The 24,395-nt window shown below is 38.9% G+C and carries 17 protein-coding genes; all 17 read right to left on the reverse strand.

All coding sequences use genetic code 11. The annotated features are described in order from the left end of the window. Nucleotides 1-144 precede the first annotated feature (144 nt). Nucleotides 145-3,423, reverse strand: a complete 3,279-nt coding sequence (locus WA1_RS13275; RefSeq protein ID WP_017745238.1) for a type 2 lanthipeptide synthetase LanM family protein — start codon at nt 3,421-3,423, stop codon at nt 145-147. Between the two features lie 189 nt (nt 3,424-3,612). Further along, the gene (locus WA1_RS13280) at nt 3,613-3,966 is read right to left on the reverse strand and encodes an NHLP leader peptide family RiPP precursor (RefSeq protein WP_017745239.1); all 354 of its coding nucleotides are present in this window, start codon (nt 3,964-3,966) and stop codon (nt 3,613-3,615) included. A gap of 30 nt (nt 3,967-3,996) precedes the next feature. Continuing rightward, entirely contained in the window at nt 3,997-4,383 is a 387-nt protein-coding gene (locus WA1_RS13285; protein WP_017745240.1) for an NHLP leader peptide family RiPP precursor, read from the reverse strand. A gap of 147 nt (nt 4,384-4,530) precedes the next feature. After that, a complete protein-coding gene (locus WA1_RS13290) occupies nt 4,531-4,956 on the reverse strand; it encodes an NHLP leader peptide family RiPP precursor (RefSeq protein WP_017745241.1) in 426 nt (141 codons plus the stop codon). 287 nt (nt 4,957-5,243) lie between these two features. Continuing rightward, nucleotides 5,244-5,657: an NHLP leader peptide family RiPP precursor gene (locus WA1_RS13295; RefSeq protein WP_017745242.1), complete on the reverse strand. Its 414-nt coding sequence runs from the start codon at nt 5,655-5,657 to the stop codon at nt 5,244-5,246. A 359-nt stretch (nt 5,658-6,016) separates the two neighbouring features. Continuing rightward, nucleotides 6,017-7,444 carry a radical SAM family RiPP maturation amino acid epimerase gene (locus tag WA1_RS13300; protein WP_158516636.1) on the reverse strand — a complete coding sequence of 476 codons (1,428 nt, stop codon included), beginning with the start codon at nt 7,442-7,444 and terminating at the stop codon, nt 6,017-6,019. A gap of 455 nt (nt 7,445-7,899) precedes the next feature. Continuing rightward, on the reverse strand, nt 7,900-8,418 hold the full coding sequence (locus tag WA1_RS13305) for a hypothetical protein (protein WP_017745244.1): 519 nt from the start codon (nt 8,416-8,418) through the stop codon (nt 7,900-7,902). Nucleotides 8,419-8,702: 284 nt separating this feature from the next. Beyond that, entirely contained in the window at nt 8,703-9,728 is a 1,026-nt protein-coding gene (locus tag WA1_RS13310; RefSeq protein WP_017745245.1) for an aldo/keto reductase, read from the reverse strand. A 105-nt stretch (nt 9,729-9,833) separates the two neighbouring features. Beyond that, entirely contained in the window at nt 9,834-10,457 is a 624-nt protein-coding gene (locus tag WA1_RS13315) for a hypothetical protein (RefSeq protein ID WP_272819127.1), read from the reverse strand. Nucleotides 10,458-10,579: 122 nt separating this feature from the next. Beyond that, the gene (locus WA1_RS13320) at nt 10,580-14,599 is read right to left on the reverse strand and encodes a Pls/PosA family non-ribosomal peptide synthetase (RefSeq protein ID WP_017745247.1); all 4,020 of its coding nucleotides are present in this window, start codon (nt 14,597-14,599) and stop codon (nt 10,580-10,582) included. Nucleotides 14,600-14,697: 98 nt separating this feature from the next. Further along, nucleotides 14,698-16,164, reverse strand: a complete 1,467-nt coding sequence (locus tag WA1_RS13325) for a radical SAM family RiPP maturation amino acid epimerase (protein ID WP_017745248.1) — start codon at nt 16,162-16,164, stop codon at nt 14,698-14,700. A gap of 253 nt (nt 16,165-16,417) precedes the next feature. Further along, entirely contained in the window at nt 16,418-16,720 is a 303-nt protein-coding gene (locus WA1_RS13330; protein WP_017745249.1) for an NHLP leader peptide family RiPP precursor, read from the reverse strand. A gap of 75 nt (nt 16,721-16,795) precedes the next feature. Continuing rightward, nucleotides 16,796-17,098: an NHLP leader peptide family RiPP precursor gene (locus WA1_RS13335; RefSeq protein WP_017745249.1), complete on the reverse strand. Its 303-nt coding sequence runs from the start codon at nt 17,096-17,098 to the stop codon at nt 16,796-16,798. Nucleotides 17,099-17,620: 522 nt separating this feature from the next. Further along, nucleotides 17,621-18,652: a hypothetical protein gene (locus WA1_RS13340; protein ID WP_272819128.1), complete on the reverse strand. Its 1,032-nt coding sequence runs from the start codon at nt 18,650-18,652 to the stop codon at nt 17,621-17,623. A 309-nt stretch (nt 18,653-18,961) separates the two neighbouring features. Then, nucleotides 18,962-19,489, reverse strand: coding sequence for a tetratricopeptide repeat protein (locus tag WA1_RS13345; protein ID WP_017745251.1), 528 nt, complete (start codon nt 19,487-19,489; stop codon nt 18,962-18,964). A gap of 385 nt (nt 19,490-19,874) precedes the next feature. Beyond that, nucleotides 19,875-21,356 (reverse strand): MBL fold metallo-hydrolase, encoded by a 1,482-nt coding sequence (locus WA1_RS13350; protein WP_017745252.1) that lies wholly within the window; start codon nt 21,354-21,356, stop codon nt 19,875-19,877. Between the two features lie 101 nt (nt 21,357-21,457). Next, nucleotides 21,458-24,394, reverse strand: a complete 2,937-nt coding sequence (locus tag WA1_RS13355) for an NHLP bacteriocin export ABC transporter permease/ATPase subunit (protein WP_017745253.1) — start codon at nt 24,392-24,394, stop codon at nt 21,458-21,460. Nucleotide 24,395: the final 1 nt, after the last annotated feature.

Consider the following 24,395-nt stretch of genomic DNA (forward strand, 5'->3'; position numbering starts at 1 on the left):
AGAACGCAGCCCCTTAAAATCAATGTGGTCAAATACTTTTATCTAATAATTTTCTTCTACTCTCTGCGTAGCTAAAAAAGTGACTTTAGATACTAAGTATTACCTCGAACAGAATGCCAAGAACTATGAGGTTTTGTTTTTGGTTTATGAGCAACAATCAAATAGCAAAATCGAGGGTAATAATTTTGGATAGCTAAGTCTTAATAATCCATAGCCAATGCCAGCCATTCCATTGAATAAACTAGGATTATACATATCGTTATAATGCCTAGAGAACAGATAGAAAGAGCCATTTTGTTGGGCTTTGCTTACAACTGATGCTGCTCGTTGTTGTGCATCTTTTAGTAAACTTGGGCGTGAGAGCCGATTAGAAGCTTCTAGCAAGATATCAATAATACCAAAGTTACCACAACAAAGCCGATCAACTCTGTCAAAACTACTTTTTTGGGTTGTATTTAAACCAATTTCAACTTCTTGACGAATTTCACTAGTGTCAAGTACTGCGAGACTACCCAAACGAGCTAAAACAATGCCAGCTGCACCATGATTCCAGCCAGTCGTAAATGAGTTATTTGTATCGCTCAAGCCCATCCAATTGCCTGCTTCTGGAACAAAGAGACTGCGTTCATAAGCGATCGCCTCTTTTGCACCTAAGAAAAAACTACCAGCTAAAGTGATATCATATAATCTCAGCAAGGCGTAGGCGATACCAGACGCTCCATGACTAAACCCTGCCAAAAGTTTTTTTTCTGCGGTGTCCCAAGTTTTAATACCCACATCACTGGCAATTTCCTGCTTCAATATATGATTTCCACAGGTAATAGCCAGTTCTAAATACATTGCCTCTCCAGTAGCTTTGTGCAAGGCTAGGAATGATAAAATCGCACCTGCAGAGCCTGAACTAATATTTAACTCTTGATCTTTGCTAATGATCTCTGTTGTGATTAAACTAGCAACCTGTTTGGCATTATCTAACAACGTTGGCTCATCTAGCAGGTTACTAATCTGCACTAGTGCATAGATAATTGAGCCTAATCCTACGCAAGCGCCAATATTAACAGATTCGGTTAATTCTGTTGGCTTCTCTGGGCTTAAATTTTCTAAATATTGGCGTAATGGTTGCAACCCCTTGAGGGCTAAACTACGATATTGGTTATCCTTTGTGACTGTCCATAGTGCCGCCAAAAATAGAGCAATACCACAGCTACCGTCATATAAATGATAGCCTAGTACTTTTAACTGAAATCGTTTGACTGTTGGGACATATTCCAATCCAATCCAAGCAGCACTATCATCAGCATAAAATGTTTGCAATTGAATTTTTTTAGCGATCGCAATTGCTTGCTCTAAACATTGCTCCTGACTTAATGGTGTAATATTCTCAGGAGTTGACTCGGGTTGTCCAAGACTGACAGACAAAGTACCTTCTAAATCATTGCCAATACTAGTATCAAAAGCACCTCGAATCACTTCTATTTGTCGTGTTAAGTCAGTTTCACTAAGTTGTTGAATTCGAGTCACAACATCTGGATAGGTAGGTGCCATACAATCTGCAAAAGACACTGTTGACAATCCAGCAAATAATTGATTGCTATCTGTAAAAGCGCTAAAATAGGGAATATCCATCTGCACCATTGAACACAGTTCTTGCTGTAACAATGGCCAAAATAAAGGTTTAGTTTCCTCTGTGAGATAAGCTCGACTGAGAAGCTCAAGTTTAATATTGTAATCAATTCCGTCTTTTAAATATTCAGGTCTTTGAGCATTATTTAATATAGAAGCATAAGTCTGAGTTCCACGAAAGAGGAGCCGAATCCGTTGATGATAAAAATTTAATAGAGGACTATTAGCACTTAACAGAACTTCTTGATGACTAATTATGAGACGATATATTTTTTGGAATCCTATGATTAAATTTTCTACATAATTATCCGGAGACACATAGGTTTCTCCTAACGATGGGAGATGACTATTACCAAAATCTATTGGAACTGGTTCATATTTAAGATGCATTGTATCGGTGTTAATGTCGATAAAAATGGGATGTTCGTATTTAGTATCTTGTTCATCATTTACCGCTAAGGGACTGAGATCGTAGACCAATTTTCCACCTAATGCTAGATGCCATTGTGGTAGCAGATGAGTCTGTAATACAGAATTTTGCACAAGAAATTGAAGAGCTAACTCAAGTGCGGTTTGAGGTTGATTAGAATTTTCTTTCTCCTTAATTCTTGGGTGCATTATCGTCTCTAAATCAATGATAACTGGATGTTCCCCACAAGCTATCAGGTTTTCAACATGGCAATCATTACCTCTCAGAATATACAACAAACCTAATAACATTCCAGTTCGCTGGTAAAAGCGTTGAACGGCTTTCTTGTCTTCACACGGTGAAGATTCTACAAACTCAACCCATCCATAATTGGGACGGTTTAAGATTTTTAAGCATTTAAATGGTAAATCAATTTCTTGTTGGTTAAACCAAGATAAGAAATTGAAGTATGCTTCATCTATATGTAAACCTTTCGGTTTATATACTAATTTTAAGCCAGAGGCAAAGGTAATAATCATCACGGTATGATGATCGTTGTGAGGATCGGAAAGATTGCATTTTATTTCGACAACCTGTCCTAAATCTGCATCTGGCTGGAATATTTGCTGAATCTTGGTATAATCTGTAGCTAATTGCGACAAAAATTCTTCAACAGCATCAAGCCAAAAATTTATCTTTGTTGCTAGGTGTCTTGCTAAGACAGGGTATTCCTGAAAAAAAGCTATGAGTCCATTATCATTGAGCATCTGCTTGATAAATGCTTCATAACGATCGCGACTGACAGTATTTTCTGATTGTTTCAGAATATAAGCGATCGCGGATTGTCTAGTTGCTCGAAAACCAGAAAACTTTATCTCCGCAGCATGAGCGCCTATCTCAGAAAAAGCAATCAACAATCTCCGTTCTAGCATCGCATGAGCCGTGTCTGAAAGCTGGTGATAATTTTGTCCTGTTCGCGCAGCTAATTTTTGTCTGGCTATGTAAACGAAGGGTAGAAAGAGTTCTTCAAAAGGAATCGGTTCTTGAAGGTCAATGCAACTATACTGTACTTCTGGTAAAAAAGCAATTGTAGCTACCTTCATGCCTTCATTTAATGTTTCTGTCCAAGCAGGTAAATTGATTTGATCGACTAGAGAAACAGGAGCAACAGCACGGCGAGCATCTTCTAATGTCAATCCATCCCAAGCTAGGCGATTTTCAAACTTTTTGTCATCTCCTCTAGCAGTAGATTCACGCCATTTTTCTATCCTGGTCTTTACTAAATCATCAAATTTTTTTGTACTATTTACTACAAATTTAGAGCTAAGACGCTCAGATAGTGTACTAGCTTGTTCTACAATACTAACTAATTGTTTACGAGAAAATTCCATAAGATATCCAAAAAGTGTTGATTCTATAGATTGACTTGTTGAAGTCGATGAAACGCTGTTTCAAAAAAACTTAGTAAACTGTTGTGCATTAACAATGCACAACAGTAAAGCAGAAGGCAAGAAGCCGCAGCTTTATCAATCACCTAAGCAATTGTTAGCTTTACCCTAGGTTGCAGTAAGACAGAATTTCTAGCTAAACCATCCCTTAATTGCTTTTGATATTTTTGGGGCTTGTTTAACAGTATATATTGTAACAACTGTAAAGAGAACTCCTCCCGCTACAGCCTCTAATTCAGACTCAGAAAGAACACCGTCACGAATCAGTTCATCAATATCAATTGGCAACAATAAATAGAGATGCTTTGGACTTTGTTGTAGAACCTGAACTGTTAAATCTTCTGGTAACTCTGCACCTAGTTCTTCTGACAACAGTGCTTTAGGATTACTTAACAAGCGTTGCTTATAAGCAGGGTCTTCTATTGCTTTAGCAATGATGCGCTCTTGTAAATCTTGAGGATTTAAGGCTTCAGAATTTGTAGTCATGATTGATTCTCCTGTAGTAGATAAACTCTTTTATTTTTTCCGTTTCAGTTGCGCCGTCTTTCTAAGAGAATATTCGATAGAATACTGTATGCTTGTAAAAATAGATACTTGAGCAGCTGTGTTTGCAACTAGCGAAAGTACCCCTCCTCCTGCTACAGCCTCTAGTTCTGATTCAGAAAGAATACCCTCACGAACTAGTTCATCAATATCAAATGGCAACAACAAATAGAGTTGCTTTGGACTCTGTTGTAAAACCTGAACTGACAAATCTGCTGGTAACTCAATATCTAACTCTTCTTCTAATACTGCTTTGGCATCGCTTAATAAACGTTGTTTATAAGCAGGGTTTTCTATCGCCTTAGCAATGATACGCTCTTGCAAATCTTGGGAATTTAATGCTTCAGAATTTGTAGTCATGGTTGATTACTCAAGTGAATAATTGTTGTGTTTTCTACAGGTAATGTAGTGTTAAGGAATTAAAAAATGCAAAATTATTGTTTAATAGTGTGCATTAGGAACGTAACACACACTATTAAATTTGCAGATATTAATTCTTAATTCTTATTACCCTTTTCGGCTTCTTACGGCACTATACAAGGCACTAGCAAGAGAGGTCACTGTTGCAACAACACCTGACACACCTTGGGAAACATCTGATTTGCTTTTTGCATTAACACTGTTATGCAAAGCCTTTGTCACTTTGATAAGTCTAGCGCTACCACCTGCTACTGCTTCTAGTTCTTCTTGAGTGATTAGACCTTCACGAATCATATCATCAATATCCACTGGTAACAATAGATAAAGATGTTTTGCACTTTGCTGTAGCACTTGAATTGTGACATCTTCTCCTAATTTGTCACCTAACTCTTCTTCTACTACTGCTTTAGCATCACTCAACAAACGCTGTTTGTAATTAGGGTCTTCTATTGCTTTGACAATAATGCGCTCTTCTAAAGTTTGGGAATTAAATTCTTCAAAGTTCGTAGTCATGGTTGATTCTCCAATGTGATTGGTGTATTTGAGAATACATTTGATAGATATCAAATGGTTCAAAGTTAAGGAGTCACGATTAAAAGACTCATTTCATCTAGCTTTGAGGCTAAAATTCTATACCTCATTCAGGTTGTAAGCAACTGCTTTTTGCTTAATTTCTACTAATTTTTCTTTGAAAAAAGTGAATCTAAGCTTAGATTTACTGTAAGAATTCAAGAAAATTTAGAAGATTTTGATGTTATTTATTGTATTACAAGAAACTTGAGAAAGTTCCTCTGCCATTTCTATTTAGGAGGGGTAGTAGCTCTTCGTGATAAGACAACTGTGCTTACAATAGCTACTGCACTCTTTAAACCGGCTTCAATGTTTTTTAGGTTCCGTGATGTTTGTTTGAAATCTATGGAAGTACTTCTAATAATAGATCTACCACCTGCTACCACTTCTAATTCTTCTTGAGAGATCAAACCATCACGAATCATTTCATCAATATCTGCTGGTAACAACAAATAAAGATTTTTTGCACTTTGCTGCAACACCTCAATGGTGATATTTTCTCCTAATTTGTCGCCTAACTCTTCTTCTACTACTGCTTTAGCATTGCTGATTAAGCGCTGCTTGTAAGCTGGATCTTCCATAGCCTTGGTAATAATGCGCTCTTCCAAAGTTTGAGGATTAAGCTCTTCAGAAGTCTTAGTCATAATTGAATCTCCAATTTATTAAGGTTGTTCCAATCAGGTAAATTGTACTGGCAGAATGAGTTGCAGTTGTTTATCTCTGATTACCTTTATATTAAATGTATTAACTAAAGCTGTAAATCTCAAATATTTAGTATTAACTACTTTTTATTTATTTCTATTTAATCTAAAAAATCTTAGTCAAGAGCAAGGATACTGGTTAAATATCAATACTACTCGGATAAGCAGAAATTAGAACCCCGATTTCTTGACTAAACCGGGGTTCTGACACCTCAATTATTGTATTCCTTGAAGTCTTTTCCTCACGATTGCATTTTTGATTTCCTGAAAGATTACATTGTATGAGAAGAAAAAAACTTGATTTACTGAATGAAGCCCTGCTTAAAAATTTCGTTTAAGTAATACAATGTTTCAGTTAAATCAATTTCCTTTTCTTTTTCCAGTAACAATGCTATTTCTCCAGCAGTTAGACACTTTTTGAATGTCAATTCAACTATTTCTTTAAGCTGTGGTGTGCTATTAAAGCTGTGCTTCACCGAGCGAGATAACAAGTAAAAATTATCTTCAGATTTCTCATATTTTAAGTCGAGTCGAAACTGTATCCGATCTTCCAAGCTCAACGTTAGTGGCATATGCTTCTTAATCATTTGCTTTAAAACTGTATGCAGTTCGGAAGCCGTACTAAAGGTAGCTTTATCGTAAACACGATAGCCTAGTGGCCATGTTTCATCGGCATTACATGGACTGACAAGCTGAACACTAAGGTCTACCATGTTTAACAAGAACCCAGAAACACAAGCAATAGTGTCAGAAACACCAGAATCAGAAGAAAGAAAATGATTTGACGTTTCTATTCGCTTGCGAAAACGCTCCTCACGCGCTCTCCCAGCGTAGGCTTTCACGCCCAAAGCCTCATCATTTTGGCAAATAAGCTCAACAGACATCAATTCTTCAGCACTAAACTCCTCATGAACTCTATTAAACTCTTTTAGAGTTAGGAGGGAAAAACGTTCCACTTCGCCATTTTTTTCTTTAGACAACTTCAATAGGTTTTTAGTTCGTTGGGGATTCCTTATTGCCGATGCTGTAGTAGTCTGGGGAAATTTACCTAAGATTGCATGAAAATCAATCAAGAACTGCTCATAATCTGGATTGTCTAGAGGATCGGTTGCCCAATAACAAAATCCTTGACTTGCTCCTGTACCCATAACTTCCTTGAGAACCTCTAGTACTTCACGCCAAAGACGAGCATTTTCTTGACTGTAATAAAAGATACCTTCTAAACGCGGCGCTGCTACTCCACAAAACCAACATCCAACTGAACAGCCTTTGGAAAGCTCTATAGCGAAAGGGGAATGAACAATACTATGCGCTTTTTCAAAACCAAATTCGCTAAATGTACGGCGGATTTGGCGCTCTCGCCAGCCTCTAAATAACGGGTCAAGTGGAACTGCTTGTTCCCGTATCTTATTCTGGTATTGGATGCTCTCACTGATATATGCGTCGTATTGTTTTACTTTAAGAGGAACTGGTGTATCTGGCTCATAAGTTTTGAGAAACTCCATATCCCATAAGAGCCTAATTTCTTCTGGATCTATGTCAAGGTTATATTTACGCGTAACGCCATAAGGATCAAACGGAAGTGTTTCTCGAAATTGACGATCGGCTGACCATCTTTCGAGAAACCGTTTGATCTTTGCTATAGTTGCGACATAATCTGTATCAAGATTCTTTTGCTCACTCAACAAGAGTTTTATATCCCCTGTTTGTAATCCTTGTTCGATAGACATGGTTGTCATTTTCCAATCTATTTTGTCTGGTATTTGCATATCTCATCGCCCGGTATTTTTATAAAATTGGGATGCTCTTCTCTCAGAAAAAAATAATCAGAGTCAGATTTTAGAACCCTGATTTAATCAAACGTGAGTTCTGAGGAGTGCTTTGTCGAACTCATGTTAATCAAAGTTTGCAGCTTTAGCAAAAGCCCGTAACTTTTTCAGTTATTGCACTCTCCTAGAGTGATAAAATTAACGCTCGTAAGGAGAAAGAAGGAAGACCGTGCGTTGTATCCCCATCAATAAATTGAGGGGATTTTCAGAGTGAAAAACCTTTATGAATCCATCAATAAATTGAGGGGCTTTTGACCCATTTGTCAGAAGAAAGAGAGTTAGACTTTGAGATATAAACGAAAATCCCAACCTTCTTCCCTCTTTCCTCTTCCTTCTTCCTTATTTTGGTAAGATAATTACCCTCTTACAAAAACTTTAGTTTTTGCTGCTACAGCTGAGTTGACAGCTACAAGTACCTGTTTATTAACTACCACCTGCGAATTGACAACTGATGGTATTCGTCGAACGCCTCCCTGTAGTGCTTCCATTTCTTCCAGAGTCGATGCAGTAAGAAAATCAGCATTTTCACTTTTATACTCAGGAGGAGCAGATAAAACAATATATTGCCAATTTTCAGTATTCTGAACAAGAACTATTTCTTTTCCTGGCTGGAGCGACAGGGATTGTATGAATACCATCAGTTCATTATAGTCATGAGTAGAAAAATCTTCCGAAAGAATAAAGTATTGGCGCTTCAAGGTGTTTTCTACTACCTGAATTTCTATTGTTTCAGGAATATTTTCTACACCAGCTTCTTGTAAAATTCTTTTTGGTTCAGCAATAAACGTTGTTTTATATTGTAAATCTCCCCAAGCTTTTGCAATTGTATCTGCAATAATAATTCTGTTTTGATGACTGTTAAACCAAGTAGCCATTTTGTTGCTCCGTTAGTAAAAGAGTGTTGTTAATAAATCAGTATATGAGTAAAAAAATAATTTTCAATGCCATATTTTTAGTCACTAGTAACTTATTTATGAGTCACTTATTTATGTAATTAAAAATCATTCTTAAAATTTATTTTTTGGGATTCCTTAAAGGATTTCCAAGAAATAAATTACCACTACTTGTGGGACGGGCGTCCCCGCCCGTCTTATACTAGTGGCGGGCTGTGAGCACCAGACCACAAGAAATTTTGGGAGAATTTATTCTTTGGGATTCCCTAAGTTTGAGGTTGTCGAAGGAGTCGTAATAATTGAGAGGGGTTGATTTGATTCATACTCAATCCGTAACGAATCATATCGCTATAGATATTGAGATATTCAATCTCAGCAGGAGAAAGTTTACCTTTTTTTATGGCGGCGATCGCAGCATCAATTTCTTCTCGGTTCGTTACACCCATCAGTGCGACATCTACACAGTTTTGTGATAGAGAATAACGATAAAAATCAGGTACGTCAGGTCGCCAACACCACTCAGGTAATGTTGAAGGTGGAATGTAGAGGGGACCTGAATGAGAGCCTATAGATTTAAAGGTAAGGACTCCCGGACGTTGTGGATCTTGTGAATCTAAATTTGCAAATATTTTTTTCTGTGCTGTTCGATGAGCAGCATTATGTCTCACCATCACCACATCTAAAAAAGGACTGTTTAGCCATTCTTGAGCGCGATCGAGATTGTGAAATGATGCACCAATATAGCGAACAGCACCCATCTTTTTAAGGCGTTCAGATACACCATAGGTCTCTTCTACATATTTTTGATATACCGTATTTGGACCTCGCAGATAAGGAGAATGATCTAAGCAATCTTTTATGACTGCACTGTCGCGATCGCCAACCCATCCCCAAAATAATACATCAATGTAATCAATCCCTAATTCTTCAAACTGATCTGTAAGAGTACCAAATAAAGATTCTGGACTCTTAATATAGGTGACAGCTGCTAAAACTACTTTTTCTCGAACAGAAGAGCCGCGCCCACAAAGTTGGTGCAACCCATATGCCATATTTTGATAAATGAAATGATGCAAATCACTGGAATAGAAAAAAAGGTTAATTCCTTGGTCAAAAGCATAGAGTGTATCTTCACTCGAAATACCACCTCCGCCGCCTATTCCCAAACAACTTACTGTTAAATCAGTACGACCTAGTTTGCGATAAAAAGGTAGAGGATATTTTTGTGAAAGAAGATTGCTTTCACTAGATAGACTATTATCAGATTTAACTACAGAAATGGTCTGTTCCATAAACCTAAGTTTTGATTAATTTAAAACGTACTAAAAGGACGTTGACTTTGTCAAAAAATATGCTATTTGAGACCTTCAAAGCAGGGAAGAAGAGCTTTATTCATATTATCGTTTGTCGATAATAGTAGTTGTTGCTTGTGGCGATAAGCCAACACAAGCTGCTAGTTGCTCTAAAGCGACTCGTTCGCGTGTATTCGTATTTAGCATTTCTGTCACGGCTGCAACAAAATCAGGATTGGCAATATGATTAATTGTCCTTCGAGGGTTTGTTTGAGGATGGAGACTTGCGACACGCAAATCGCCAGTCAATTTTTGCATCTGGTAAGCGGCAATTATCGAGGCTTGACGTGCTTGCAAATAGTCAACGTAAGATTGTACAACAGCTACTCGTTTTAAACGCTTTTCTTCATTCCAACGAGTTTTGACAACAGATAATTGTTTGGTTGCAGTAAAGATTTTAATCGGGTCGATTGTGACAGTTATGGATAGCTCTTCATCGCTTATAAACGAGTTATCGGTTGATGTAGATAATTCGAGAGTCATTAGGTCATTAAAGGAACTTAATCCCATTGCAGCTTTTGTCTCCTGTATTTGAGCAGAATTACGTTCAGCAATGGTAACGAGTTCATCAATATTTTTGATATCCTGCTGTGTAATCTCAATTTGGAGGGCTTCAATTTCATTATTGGTATTGGAATTGTCTTTGGATGCAATTACTCTCAGAGGCATACCGACAAGTGTAGCGGTAAAAAATATTGTGAAACTTTGAACAAAACCTCTGAAAAGCCATTTTGACAATATCCTGGTGGAAAAAGAGAATGCAAATTTATTCTGCTTCATCATCAATTCCTTTAGTTCTCAACTGACCGCGATGGAATCCCTTGCCAGTGACTCTTAAATGGCAGCATTTCGCCCTTCATAACCAAAGATAGAGCATCCAATTTTGCACCAGCCTCCATCTCTGAGTCGTACAACACTACAGAACGAGGACCAACAGTACAACCTCGACCTATCCTCAATTTAGACATTTTCATGACTCTGTCTTCAAATAAATGCGTTTGAAGCGATGTTAAATTGGCGATCGCAGCATCATCTGCAATGCGAACTAAGTCAAATTCGGTTAAGAATGTGGTCTCCATATAAACTCGCCGACCGATACTAGCACCAAACAGATGCAAAAGCGGTGCTAGCAGTGGTGTCCCAGTAAACCACTTCAGTAAAAATGGTACAGCTACACTTTCGTATAACCCAGTGATTAACTCTGTGCGCCGTACAAAGTTAGACCAGAGTGGTTCCACACGGGGTCGATAGCGCCCGACTGTAATCCATTTCAACATAGCAACTAATATAGTGACTAGCAGCAAAGATGTGAAGTACAATATTGGCCACAGAGTTATTAGCATTGGTTTTGATACTACTGAAATCAGCCAAGATATCCCTAAAATGTTCTGGATGACCAGCACGTACATTAGTGTCGGCGGTAAAATAACTCGCAGAAACTCTATCGCCAAACGACCAGCAACTAGCTGAATAGATGGTCGGAAAGTCATGCTTTCGTCAAAGCACTCATTTTGCTGACGGCGTGGTAGAAAAATTGCTGGTGAACCAAGCCATGATGTACCAGATTTCACGAACCAAGTCGGTGGTACAGACTGTACACCAATCAAGCTATTATCGCCAAGATATGTGTTGTCCGGTATTAGAGCCGCATTACCCACAAAGGAACGACAACCAAGTTCAGTAGTTCCCAAGGCTATGAAACCGTTGTAGTATCTCGCAGAACCAATCGTGGCAAAGTCAGCAACAAAACTTTCAGCACCCACCGTTAGTAGGTTGGGATCGATGTGTGATACTGTCGAAACTTCTGACCTTGGCCCGATTTTGGCTCCTAACAGACGCAGCCAAGGGGCTGTATAAAGTGTAGCGTAGAGCGTGTTGGTGACTGCTAGACTGATAAATATTAGTTTGTCAACCAACCACTTACGCAAACCAAAACCAGATTGCTCGGGAAAAATGCCAGGGCGGCTAGTTGGCATAAGCAACCACTTCCCAAGGGCGACTAACGTACAGGCGGTAAGTACATACAAGAGACCTGCGATTGGTGTAAACACAAGCCCTTTGAGTGCGTCCCCTTGGGATATAACGTATTCAAATACTAATCCCGGCATAAAGATCGTCACGGGCAAAATATTGAGCAGGACTAGTCCAGCCACAAAACCTACCCACAACACTGGCGACCACTTAAGAACAGGTGTTTTCCGAACAGAAATTTCGGTCACGACTGGATCGACATCAGTGGTACGCTGAGAAGGCGAACCAGCCCAAGCCTCATTATCTGGAATTATTTGGTCTTGCGCCACCAGGGATTGTTCAGCCAGTAGCACTCCCCGACCAATACTGCTACCAAGCATAACAACTGAGTTGGTACCAATGAAACTATGAGCACCAATCTGGATGGGTGCTTGATACAGCCAACCATCCTCAACAATAAAAGGTTGTATTTGAACGCTGTAGCCGATGCTAACTTCGTCTGCGATCGCGATCAAATCCGGTAGATGTAGGTCTTTAGTACCTATATGGCATCCTTTACCGATGCGTCCACCCAACAACCGAACATAAAAGGGCATCAGGGGCGATCCTGCTAGATAATCGAGTGGCGCTAGCTCTAAAATCTTTCTTACTAACCACCAACGGCAATAATACCAACTCCACAACGGATAACGACCGGGGCGGAACCGACCGATAAGTAGCCATTTGGCTATTATTGGTAGTATTATGGTAATTGGTAACCAAGCAATTGAAAGCAGAATAACATTAGCACATACCTGGAGTGGTGATGACCAATTATAAGTGTCCCCTAACAGCAATATCAATGGAACTCCAAGAATAGCAAACAGAAGATAGAGCAATAATATCTGTACACCTCCGCAGAACCACACCTGTAGGTTGCTGTGATGTCGCACTGTACGAACCTGTGACTTAGTAGGTGCTTGAGAAGTAATTGACTGACTTTGCTGTTGCTGGATGCTCTCGATGTGGTTTGCTAGAGAACGGATAGTTGCATGAGAGTACAGATCGGCTATCGAAAGGTTCTGTAATGCTGGATTGAGTCTTAAATTCGAGATAGTTCGAGCAGCAAATAGAGAATGACCACCAAGATCCTCAAAGAAATTTTCTTCAACTGAGATATTGTTGTTCCCAAAAACATGACCCCAACTATTAGCTAGTTCTTGCTCAAGCTGTGTAGCTGGCGGTACATAGTTTCCAGAGTTTTGCCTGAGCCGTGCAGTGGTTGGTGTCGGTAGATTAGAATGGTCTGCTTTACCGTTAGGTAGTGTCGGAATGGCATCCAAAATTTCGATGAATGCTGGCACCATGTAACTAGGCAAACGGCTATTGAGTGATGTGTACAAACGATGTTTCAGAGCTTCGTGGTCAGCAACAGGAATACGCAGTTTGATATAAGCTGCTAGTTCTTTGACTGCATCATCAATAGATACAAGGGAGACAATAGCGTTCTCAATTTCCTGATTTTCTAGTAAAATTGCTTCAATTTCTGCAAGTTCGATCCGATAACCGCGTATTTTCACTTGGCGATCGATACGTCCCAGATATTCTATTTCGCCGTCTGGTGTGACCCGACCCAGATCGCCACTCCGATATAGTTTTTCTTCTTTATAACTTGGCTCAAACGGATTGGGGATAAACTTAGAGGCAGTTTGTTCTGGAAGATTAACATAACCTTGGGTGACACCAATTCCACCAATGCAGATTTCCCCAATCTCACCTTGGGGTACTTCTTGCAGATCCTCATTTAAAATATAAACGCTGTAATGCGGTAACGGTTTACCAATAGTCACTGCTTTTTCTGGTATTAGCTCAGTCCAGAGAGCCGTAATCGTCGTCTCTGTTGGACCGTAAGTATTAAGCATCCGCCGACCAGAATGACTCCAACGCTTGACTAGATCGTGAGGACAGGCTTCACCACCAACTATTAAGGTATGTATTGTTGGTATATCCTTATCTATTGTTGCCAATAGTGTAGGCACACAGTAAAGCATTGTTACCTTCTGCTCAATCAAAAAATCAGCAAGGTCTGAACCGATTTTGCGATGATCTGTTGGTCCGACAATTAAGGTAGCTCCAACAGCGAAGGTCGGCCAAATTTCCTCAACCGAGAAATCAAAGGCGATAATTATACCTTGATAAACCCGATCCCAACTGCTCACACCATAGATCGGTGTACATATTGAGATAAAACTGCATATGTTTAAATGGTTGACAGCAACACCCTTGGGTCGCCCAGTCGAGCCTGAAGTGTAGATAATGTAACAGAGTTCGTCTTCGTGGTCTAACAATGCAATCCGCGTCTTTGGCTGGACTGCAACATCTGTTGTCACAGCATCCAGCATCAAGACCCGACAAGAAACTCCAGCAGTTAGCTCACTCAAGTTCGTGGTACTCACGAGCAGATCGAGTGATGCGTTTTTAGCAATGAACGTTATTCTGTCTTGAGGAAAAGACGAATCCAGAGGTACAAAAGCACCACCGCTCTTGAGTATAGCTAGCAGAGTTACATAGGTGTTTACTGAGCGTTCGAGTAGAATACCAATTCTGTTACCTTGGCTGATACCTTCATGGATGAAATAGTTAGCTAATTGGTTAGCTCGTGCATCAAGTTCAGCATAACTGAGACTTTCTGTCTCATAGATGAGAGCAATAGCATTAGCATCGATATCACATCGGTTTTCAAAAAAGTAATGCAGACGCTGTGGTATTACTTTGTGACTGAAGTCGTCAAATTTAGTATTGATGAATTTGACGATTTTGGTATTACTTTGTTTGTTTGACCAACGATATTTAGTGTCCATTCAAAATCTTTTTAGTTGTCCTCAAAATAGTTAACGAACATTCTCATGAAATCCTAATCAGCTACTACAATCAACTCGATCTATCGAACTTACACTTCTCAGAGTTGAGGCTCAGAGTCTAAAACTCCATGCTTAAATAAAACATTAAGATAGTAAGATATATGTGCTGATGACACTCCTTTGCTAGCAAATAATTGAGTAATTTCTACGGTAGTATGATTGCCTTGATGGATAATTGCACCCAACTCTTTCCAGAAGGGATCGTGGCGGAACTTAAAAGTTTTAATGCGAGTTGAAACTTGAAAACCATCAACAAGAGCTTCGTATGTGAGATCGCGACGAAAGCGTATCAAGTCACCAAGCCTCACCATCTGTGACATATTATCCTGAATCATCCTCTCAATTAAAGTTTTGAGGTCATCAGCATTCACAAAAGTTCCGAGATCGTAAACTATATAACCCAATGGCCAGCGTTTATCAGCATTACAAGGACTGATCAGCTTGACACTACGCTCAACCATATTGAATAAAAATCCTGAAACACAAGCAATTGTCCCCTGTTTGTGAGACTCTTCATCGATTTTACCTTGTTGAAGATTGCGTTCTCTTTGCCTCCCTGCATGAGCTTTCTCAGCACCTTCTGCCCCATCATTCAAGAATTCTATTTGTACTCCCAATAACTCCTCAGGACTAAACTCTTGATGAACTTGCTCTAACATTTTTAAAGAAGGAATTGAGAAGCGATTGCAGATGCCATTTTTCTCTTTTGATAACTTTAAAAGAGAGCGCGTCATCTCTGGATTTTTCATCGGTTGAGCTGTCGTAGTTTGGGGAAGATATCCCGTAACAGCATGAAAATCAATACAGAACTTTTCATAATCTGGGTTGTCAAGGGGATCTGTTGCCCAATAACAAAAACCATTCCCTGCCGCATCCCCTAAAAAGCTTTTCATGACTTCAAGCACCTCACGCCATAATTTGGCGTTTTCGACAGTATAGAAGAAGATATCAGTGAGACGCGGCGCTGATACGGCACAAAAGCGACAACCAATTGAACAACCCTTGCTCAGTTCAAAACAAACTGGAATATGCTGAATGACTTTGTGAAAAGCTGGATTAAATTGACTAGCAGTACGTGCAATTTGCCGTTCTCGCCACACTCGAATATGGGGATCGCTTGGAGCAGATTCAGGCTCATTTGTTGCTTTGTCTAGCCTTTCATAAAACTCATTACTAAGTTTCAATAGTAAAAAACTTGATGTTTCTTGTTTCCACTTACTAGCACAATCTTTATCCCACTTTGGTCTGACATCTTCAGGATTAAGTTTCAAACCATACCGTACAAAAGTAGCATAGGGGTCTTTAAGAACTTGTTTGCGAAATTCTTGATCTGCTTCCCACCGTTCGATAAAACGCTTAACTTGGCTGAACTTGGATAATAGTTTTGGATCGATCCGATCAATTGTCTCAAAACTATCATAGTTATCTATGCAGTATTCTTTAATATTGAAAGGTGGAGGAATTAACTGCACTTCCACCTGCTGACTAATTTCTTGAGTTTGCATAGTCGTTAGGAGTTATATCAAAAAGTACGAAATCTTAGCCTTGGTGTTGCTTTCACAAGCAATACTTATTTACACAATCTTTCTCGTCGTTTTTTAACTGTTGAGCATAGCTGACAAAAAAATCAGGCGATCGCACGATTATTGCATCAGTTACTCCCTTCCTGTTAGAAAATTACCTATGGGCGTAGGGTGGGCATTGCCCACCAACGAAATCATAAACTTTTTGGGCTTTTATTTTCGCAATAACCCTAGATTAGGCTATGACAAAGAATTTATTTTTTTTCCTGGAAGCTATATAACCTCCTGCAACTTGCTCGAGTGCTTCATCGCTGAGTTCTTCATCAACCTCTGGTACGGGGGGAATTACCAAATAGATATTTTTGGTATCTTCTTGAACTACGTGAATCCGCAATTCTTCAGGTAGAGTTGTTCCAAGTTCTCTTGCTACAACTGCTCTGGGATTAGATATTAGCTCTTGTCTAAATGAAGCATTCTGCCAAGTTTTTGCAATGATGCTTGCATTAAACTCTTCACGTGAAAATTGTTGTCCAGTCATGAGATGGCTCCTTAATAAAGACGACTTTGGCAAACAAGACTAGTTCTCAGAATTCTGATGTTCAATAACCCTAGATTAGGCTATGACAAAGAATTTATTTTTTTTCCTGGAAGCTATATAACCTCCTGCAACTTGCTCGAGTGCTTCATCACTGAGTTCTTCATCAACCTCTGGTACGGGGGGAATTACCAAATAGATATTTTTGGTATCCTCTTGAACTACGTGAATCCGCAATTCCTCAGGTAGAGTTGTTCCAAGTTCCCTTGCTACAACTGCTCTGGGATTAGATATTAGCTCTTGTCTAAATGAAGCATTCTGCCAAGTTTTTGCAATGATGCTTGCATTAAACTCTTCACGTGAAAATTGTTGTCCAGTCATGAGATGGCTCCTTAATAAAGACGACTTTTGTAGAACAGAGTAACCACACCAATATCCTCTGATTACCTTGAGTGATCATCGGTAATTTATATTCTTTCTGATGGGCTGAAAGTAACATCAGACACATGGAGTGGATATTTCCTTAGACCACATGAATTTTTAATTCATCAAGCATTAACAATACATATTTTTCCTGGTATATTGCTTGAGTATGTGCTTGCAATTTTGTTGTAAAATTTGCTTGCTTTTCTCAGTTTTTAGCAATAAAAAAAGAAGAATTTGTATTAGATAATGTATTTGGGTTATCTAAGTTATAACTATAAATTACAGTGTATATATGATAAGAACAATGCATGATTATTTGATGAGAATACACATTTTATAGACACAGGTAAGTAGGAGGATGATATTCCAGAATATTTTGGCGATTGTAATTTTTTATCAACAAAAATCTCCCCGAATTTCTCGAAAGAATTGGGGAGTTAATCCTTGTAGTATTCATATAAGTAGCAAATATGTTTCCTATTGCTTGCAGACAAACTTATGACCAAACGCTAAATATCCCTTTGCCTCTAAATGTCCATTTGGATGATAAGCTATCTTTATATGGTTTAAGTTTCTAAAACAAATGCTAAACCATTTTGATCCAAGAAAGCTTGACGCTTTACTCAAACCGTCTGACCATAATTCTGGATAAAACTTCTCGTCAGAGTATCCAGACCAATTGAGAACAGCATTACGTTTTTCAGGTGTACATAATCCTTGTTCTACCAGACAATCTAAAAGTAATTGCCATTTGGGTTCAAGCCGCGAGTTTTGAGTTTTTAATAGACACTCTAGACCTATCTTAGGAAAAACACTAGTTCCTATATCAAAGTTCAACACTATTGCATCTACAAAGTCAGCAAGCAATTGAATTATTTTTTTGAGAGGTTGGACTGAATATGTCCAACCAATTTGACTAAGATAATCTTCAAGTATCTCAACAGGAATACCACCAATATTAACTCTTACAGCATCCAAGTTTCGAGAAAACATAGCTCCGACATAAAGCACCTGGGAGCTATTTGGTAAGGAGTTTACACAAATACCTAGATTTTTTTCGACTAGAGGTGAAATACCATGTTCAAATAATAGCCCCAAAGCAGTTGTTATAATCTGTAGTTGTTCATGATTAATTTTAGATCTTTCCGTACTATGTTTTTCCAAGTGAAATTCTTTTAAACCTAAAAATAAACTGGGTATTGGTAATTTGTGCTGTTGTTCATCAAGATCGAATTCCAGCCAAATATTTTCTATGGTTCCAAATAACAGAGAGTTGGGTTGATAACAAAAAGAGCAAAAATCTTGAATTCGTTTCCATATAGAATTAGTAAAAATTATATTTTGCAGATTCACAATTGAATCTAGCTCACTAAAAGTATTGTGACTTCCATCTAAATTTGTGGTGAGAACCGAAAAGTCTACTTTAGAGTTATTAGCACCCAAACGGCACTCAAATAACCCTTCTGAGGAGGGGAGAAAATTTCTTGCTATTGGTTGGATATGAGACAAAGCTTCGGGAGAAACCAATTCAGGTGAAAGGTGAGGTACAACAACCTGAAGATAGTTTTCTAATGTATAGCTATTCATGGCAGAAAATATGGGACAAATAGAGTAAAGATAGCGAAAATAAACATTTTTGTCGTAACGCGTTGAGGTTAATTGTGCGCTAAAGTACAATACACCTTACTTAATATTTTTGACAAATAGGCTCTTACAGTATGTAATTTTGTTTTACTTTTCTTGGTGGAAGTCATAACTTATGATTGCAGTAGCCGTCTAGGAAGAACAATGCCTAATTATTTGATAGGAATGCACATTTTATAGATTAAAGCTTTGAAACATAAATTTCATCTGATAGTATTTTAGCATCTGATTATGATAGTTTGTTTCATCTCCTATTTCTTTATATAGTTTTGCTAATAGTTTCACTGGTTGTTCATCAGTGGGTATAATTTCTGTAGCTAATATCAGATTTTCCTGTGCTAACTGATATTGACCCTGTTCTAGATAAATTTTACCGAGTATTTTGTGGGTCTTAGCTTTTGTTGATTCATCAGTCAGTGCTTTCTCAAAAAAGCTAATCGCTGTTTGATAATTTTTATTTTTCATAAAGAGAAGACCTATGTTAAAGCTTAATTCAGGATAATTTTCTAGTTGGGCAACTTCAGCAGAAGTTTGGCATCTTTTCAGTGCCTCTATGCGATGTTCACTAATATATTGGAAATCTAGGTGTTCATCTAAGTAAATTAGAGTAGCATTTTTCCAGCCTAATTTATGCCAAACATGAAGTTGAGAAGAATGTTCTTCTGTGATAATAGTTTTTATTTTTTGTTTTGTTCTATTCATAAATTTGTGTTTGTGTAAAGGTATTGAACTATCAAATAAATTATGATGCAATACTACTCGGTTAAGAGTTATTCGCGCTGTAAGAAACCCGGTTTCTCAAAGAAACCGGGTTTCTGTTCCGGCTTATTCGAGCAGTATTAAATTCTGATGGGCAAACCAATTATTAGGTTTACTCTCTTCTTCTCTTCCTTCGCGCTCTTTGCGTCTTTGCGGTTTGTTCATCACCCCTCAAATTCAACGTGGTAGACCACTGTCCACCACACCAACTTTGCTAGGTTATTAAAAAACCACAAAGACGCAAAGAGCACAAAGTAAGAGGGAAAAAAGATGAGTTTGAATGTTGTTTTACCTAGCAAACTTAGTGTGGTGGACTACTAGTAGTCTGTTAACTCACATTCGTTGTCATCACTAGCTGCTCATTGAGGTTTTGTGGGGAGACCCTAATCAGAGTGTTTCCTAGCTTCATCATTGCTGTTTTCTTTTCATGCTGAACCTGATTTTTTCCATATTCTTTTCCCCATGTTTCGACTTCTTTGTATAAGACAGTTTCAAAAACTTTCTCATGTGGAAATTTAAGAGCTAAAGGAGAAATGCTCAGTGATTTAAGATCGGGGCGTATAGCACCATGAGTACTAGCTACATATAATTTTTCAAACGCACGTAAATATCCACCAGTTCCAGGATAATCCCAAGTTTTTTCACCTTTTAAAACTCCGTAAAAACTCGAAGCTGTAATGATATTAAACACATTAGCTAAAGGATTAGTTCCTCTTCTGCATTGAATAGTTTCTTCAGAAAAGTCAAAATACCATTTTTGAGAAATATCTGGAAATACTATTTCTAACTGGTATATAACCTCCCAATGGACATACTCTCCAAATAAATCATTTTTATGTTCCATGAAAAATGTTGGTAGATTCAAGCAAACCTCCTCTTCAATTGTCTTTCTCATCTCATGAAGATTGTACTTGTCTGGGTTTCTATCCACTAGTTCGCCACTTACGGTTACAGGTGAAAAAAGTAAACTTTCTCTATCATCTTCAATCATCTTGACAAATTGAGAATTTCCAGAAAGATAGGTTGATCTTCCATCTTTAAATTCACAAATATCTCCCGGTTGAAGAGAAAATATGTTTTCTCCTGCTTCTGGACAAACTTTTCCTATGTCTCTACAAAATTGTTCTTGAGTGACTGGAAACACAACTTGATTTAGCCAAGAAGATCCATCTATAAACTTGAAACCATTAGCACCAGGAGAAATTGCCTTTGGCTTAATCAAGCCAATCAGTTGGAGAATATGGCTATATCCCGGAAAAGGGAATGATAGGCTTTGATTGTATTGATACTCAGTTTCTAGCATAGGTTGCCAGCTCGCCAGTAAAAAATTTATTCTGGGATAGCGAGATTTGACAAAATTAATTGTTTTAGTATTGACTAATGAATCTACTTGATTCCAAAAAACTCCTGATGGATCGGCAAATAACATTCCATACTCAGGGACGCGATTCTCTGAGCGGGTTGCAATCAGAGTAGTCGAGCCAATTTTAACTTCATCAAAATCGCTTAAAGTGTAGATTTGAGAATATCCCAATTGCCGCAGACAAGTTTCTAATAGCTTATCTTTAGGAATTAAAACATCAACATTTTTGGGAAGATAAGCAAGAGAACGAATATCAAAGTGATCCAAATGCCGATGGGAAATGACTAACAAGTCAAACTCAGGAATTTGCTCGTGAATAACTTCTCGTCTGGGGCATATACTCGTTGTGACTTCACAAAATGGATCCCAAAGTACCGGATCCATCATTATTTTACAATCTTGTGTTTCTACAAATATGGAAGCATGACCAATCATGTGAATTTTCATAGTGTACCTCTAGGATTGAGTATTTTCCTTTGTTTGTAAACATCAATGACGACTGTTTGTTTTTACAAAAAAATGCAATATGTAGGCGCAATAGCTTAGTCCTAAGCCATTTGCCGAGCCATCAATTGAGCAAACAACCCTTCAACAGAAGCTAGCTCCGTAAAACTTCCTTGTTGTACAATCCTCCCTGCTTGGAGTACATAGATGCGATGAGCATTGCGGATTGTACTGAGTCGGTGAGCAATTACTATTCTCGTGACTTGCATCTTATCCAAACTTTCACTAACAATTGCTTGGGTTTTGTTGTCAAGAGCACTAGTCGCTTCATCAAATAGCAAAATGCGGGGTTTTAATACTAAAGCGCGAGCAATGAGCAACCGTTGTCGTTGTCCTCCCGAAAGATTACCACCTCCTTCACTAATCACAGTGTGCATTTCCATTGGCATAGCTGCTACATCGTCAGCAAAGCCAGACATTTGAGCTGCTTCCCAAGCTTCATCGAAGGTAATATTGGCACCACCAGCAATATTCTCAAAAATAGAACCTGAATTGAGCCGACCATTTTGCAAAACAACACCTAACTGTCGGCGCACTGCTTCTATATCTAACCCAGATAGGTCTTGACCATCGTAGTAGATGCTGCCACTTTCAGGAGTTTCAAACCCCAGTAACAATCGGAATATAGTTGATTTACCACTTCCAGATCCCCCTACAAGGGCAATAAACTCCCCTGGTTCTGCTGAGATACTCACGTCATCCAGTGTCAGTGGACCATCACTCCGGTAGCGAAACATAATATGGTCTACGACAATTTTGCCCATGAGTTTTCCCGGATCGGCTTTGCTCAAATCTACTTCCGGTATGGCTTGCAAAATTGGCTGGGTACGTTTCCAGTGAGGAGTAATTTGCACAATTTCAGTCACTACATTACTTAGATTTGTAGTTCCCCCAACAAATTGTTCAAAGGCGGCGTTAAAAGCGAGGAAAGTGCCGATGGTGATTACCATTGCTCCTGAAGTTTGAGCTTCTTTAAACTGGCTGATGGTCAGCCAAAAAAGGACTCCAGATGTGAATAAGGGCATCACCGTATTGAAAAGGGCAACAACGTCTTCTACTTGTTGTGTACTGAGTGTAAGCTTCAGTTGGCGAGTGTAGTTTTTACTCCAAGAAGCGAAGGCGCGTTCTTCGGCTCCAGCAATATGCAGTTTAGAAATCCCATTAATCATTTGTACTGTCTGGCCAAAAATATTTCCCTGCAATTCCAGCAGGGGGCGCACTCTACCAACGAGGAGGATACCAGAAATTATAGTGACAGCACCTGTTACTATAGCAACCGCAACTGCAAGTAGGGCTAATTTAAAGTTGTAGTTAAATAATTGCCCCAAATAAAACAATGCAAAGAAACTGGTAATCAGTTTGATGATAGTGTTAGCACTCAGTTCTCGACTGATTTCACCAACAGACGATGCTCGTGAGTGCAAATCGCCTGTCGTGTACTTGCGAAAAAAGGATACTGGTAAATTCAGCAGCCGATCCCACACTGCAACTTCCGTAGTAGTGGCTGCTGCTGTTTCAATTCGTAAAAGAGCAAATCCCTGTGCTAGCTGAAATAAAACTGTACCCAATGCAGCAACGAGTAGCCCTATTCCTATTTGCAGCAACAACCCGCGATTACTATCTGGAATTGCATTATCCATGATAATGGCGGTAGCTTGAGGCGTGAGCATCCCTAAAAGCGTGACGGCAATGCCAGTCAATAAGGTGAGTAGGATATCCAACCTACGTCCTTTGAGTGCAAACAGAAGTACATTATAAGTCTTGAGGACTCGATCGGGAAAAGATTGATAAAACATATAGGCTACGGGAGAGAGTGTCTCGGCTATAGGTTCATCTACTTTAATGCGGGTATGCTTAATTGGATCAAAGATTTCATAGCAATTAGTAGAAATTGGCAACAGTGCTACTGGTTGATTGTCCTTCTCAGTATAAGCAACTAAAGGACCACAATCCTTTTCCCACCATTCATCCCGCAACAGCACACGCCGCATCCGAATGCGAGAAGCTCGGACGATCGCTTCCAACGGTTCTTTGACCCGTTTGAGATTTTCTGAGCGTGCTGGAGGACAGATTTTCACCCCCAAAGCTCTTCCCACAGCACCAGCAGCCACTAATAAAGGTGTACCTTCTGTGAAAAAGTTTTCATCTTTGGAACTTAATGTTGATGCTAGCTCTCCTAACGCCTCAGATGTCATTTGACGATTGAGACGTTGGCGATCGCGCAACCGCATAATTTCTTCCTGCGCTTCTTGCCGATCTAAAAAATCAATACAGTGCAGGAGTTGAAGATGCATTTGAGACAACCCTGTCAGAAGATGACTTGAGTTCCAAAATTGGCTGGTTGTTTGAGCGGTTAGTTGAACCCCCTCAATGGCTTCTAGCCATGTTCTGTCAGTCAGAGGAAAATATCCGGTTGCAGTTGTCAGAGTCAATTCTTCAAACCCCAGAAAACAGACAGTCCCTTGCTGAATTTGTACCCAACAGGTAACCCCTGCTTCCGGCTGGAATCTTTGACCAAGCAGCAGAGACAATCGTGTTTCTCCCTCAGACTTAACCTCAATTGCTGGGATAGTAACGTGAGATAATACACTACTAAGTTGTAACAACCAAGCTTCTACCCAGGCGATCGCTCTCGAATCTGCACTAGCTATTAACTCCTGAAAACATTCTTGATGGACTTGTAGTAATTCAGTTTCCCCAATCGGCACAGCCAAGATCTGGTGTTTTTGATTAATATTATTAACAGCAGTGCCGAACAGTGCCTGTCCCTCACTAATACTAGATAAATAACGGCGAGTTCCTTCTATAACACCATCTTTAACTATCACGGCAAATAATGCCATAGAACCAGATTGGAGCACCCAAATTTTAGAGGGATCGTCCAGTAGTATCGGCTCATTACCTTGAAATATATAAGCTTGACCGCGTATTAAGATTTGGGATTTTGAGTTAGTTAATTGGTTATTTTTCCCTTTGTGCATC

The sequence above is a fragment of the Scytonema hofmannii PCC 7110 genome, assembly GCF_000346485.2.
In the GTDB taxonomy this organism is placed as follows: domain Bacteria; phylum Cyanobacteriota; class Cyanobacteriia; order Cyanobacteriales; family Nostocaceae; genus Scytonema; species Scytonema hofmannii.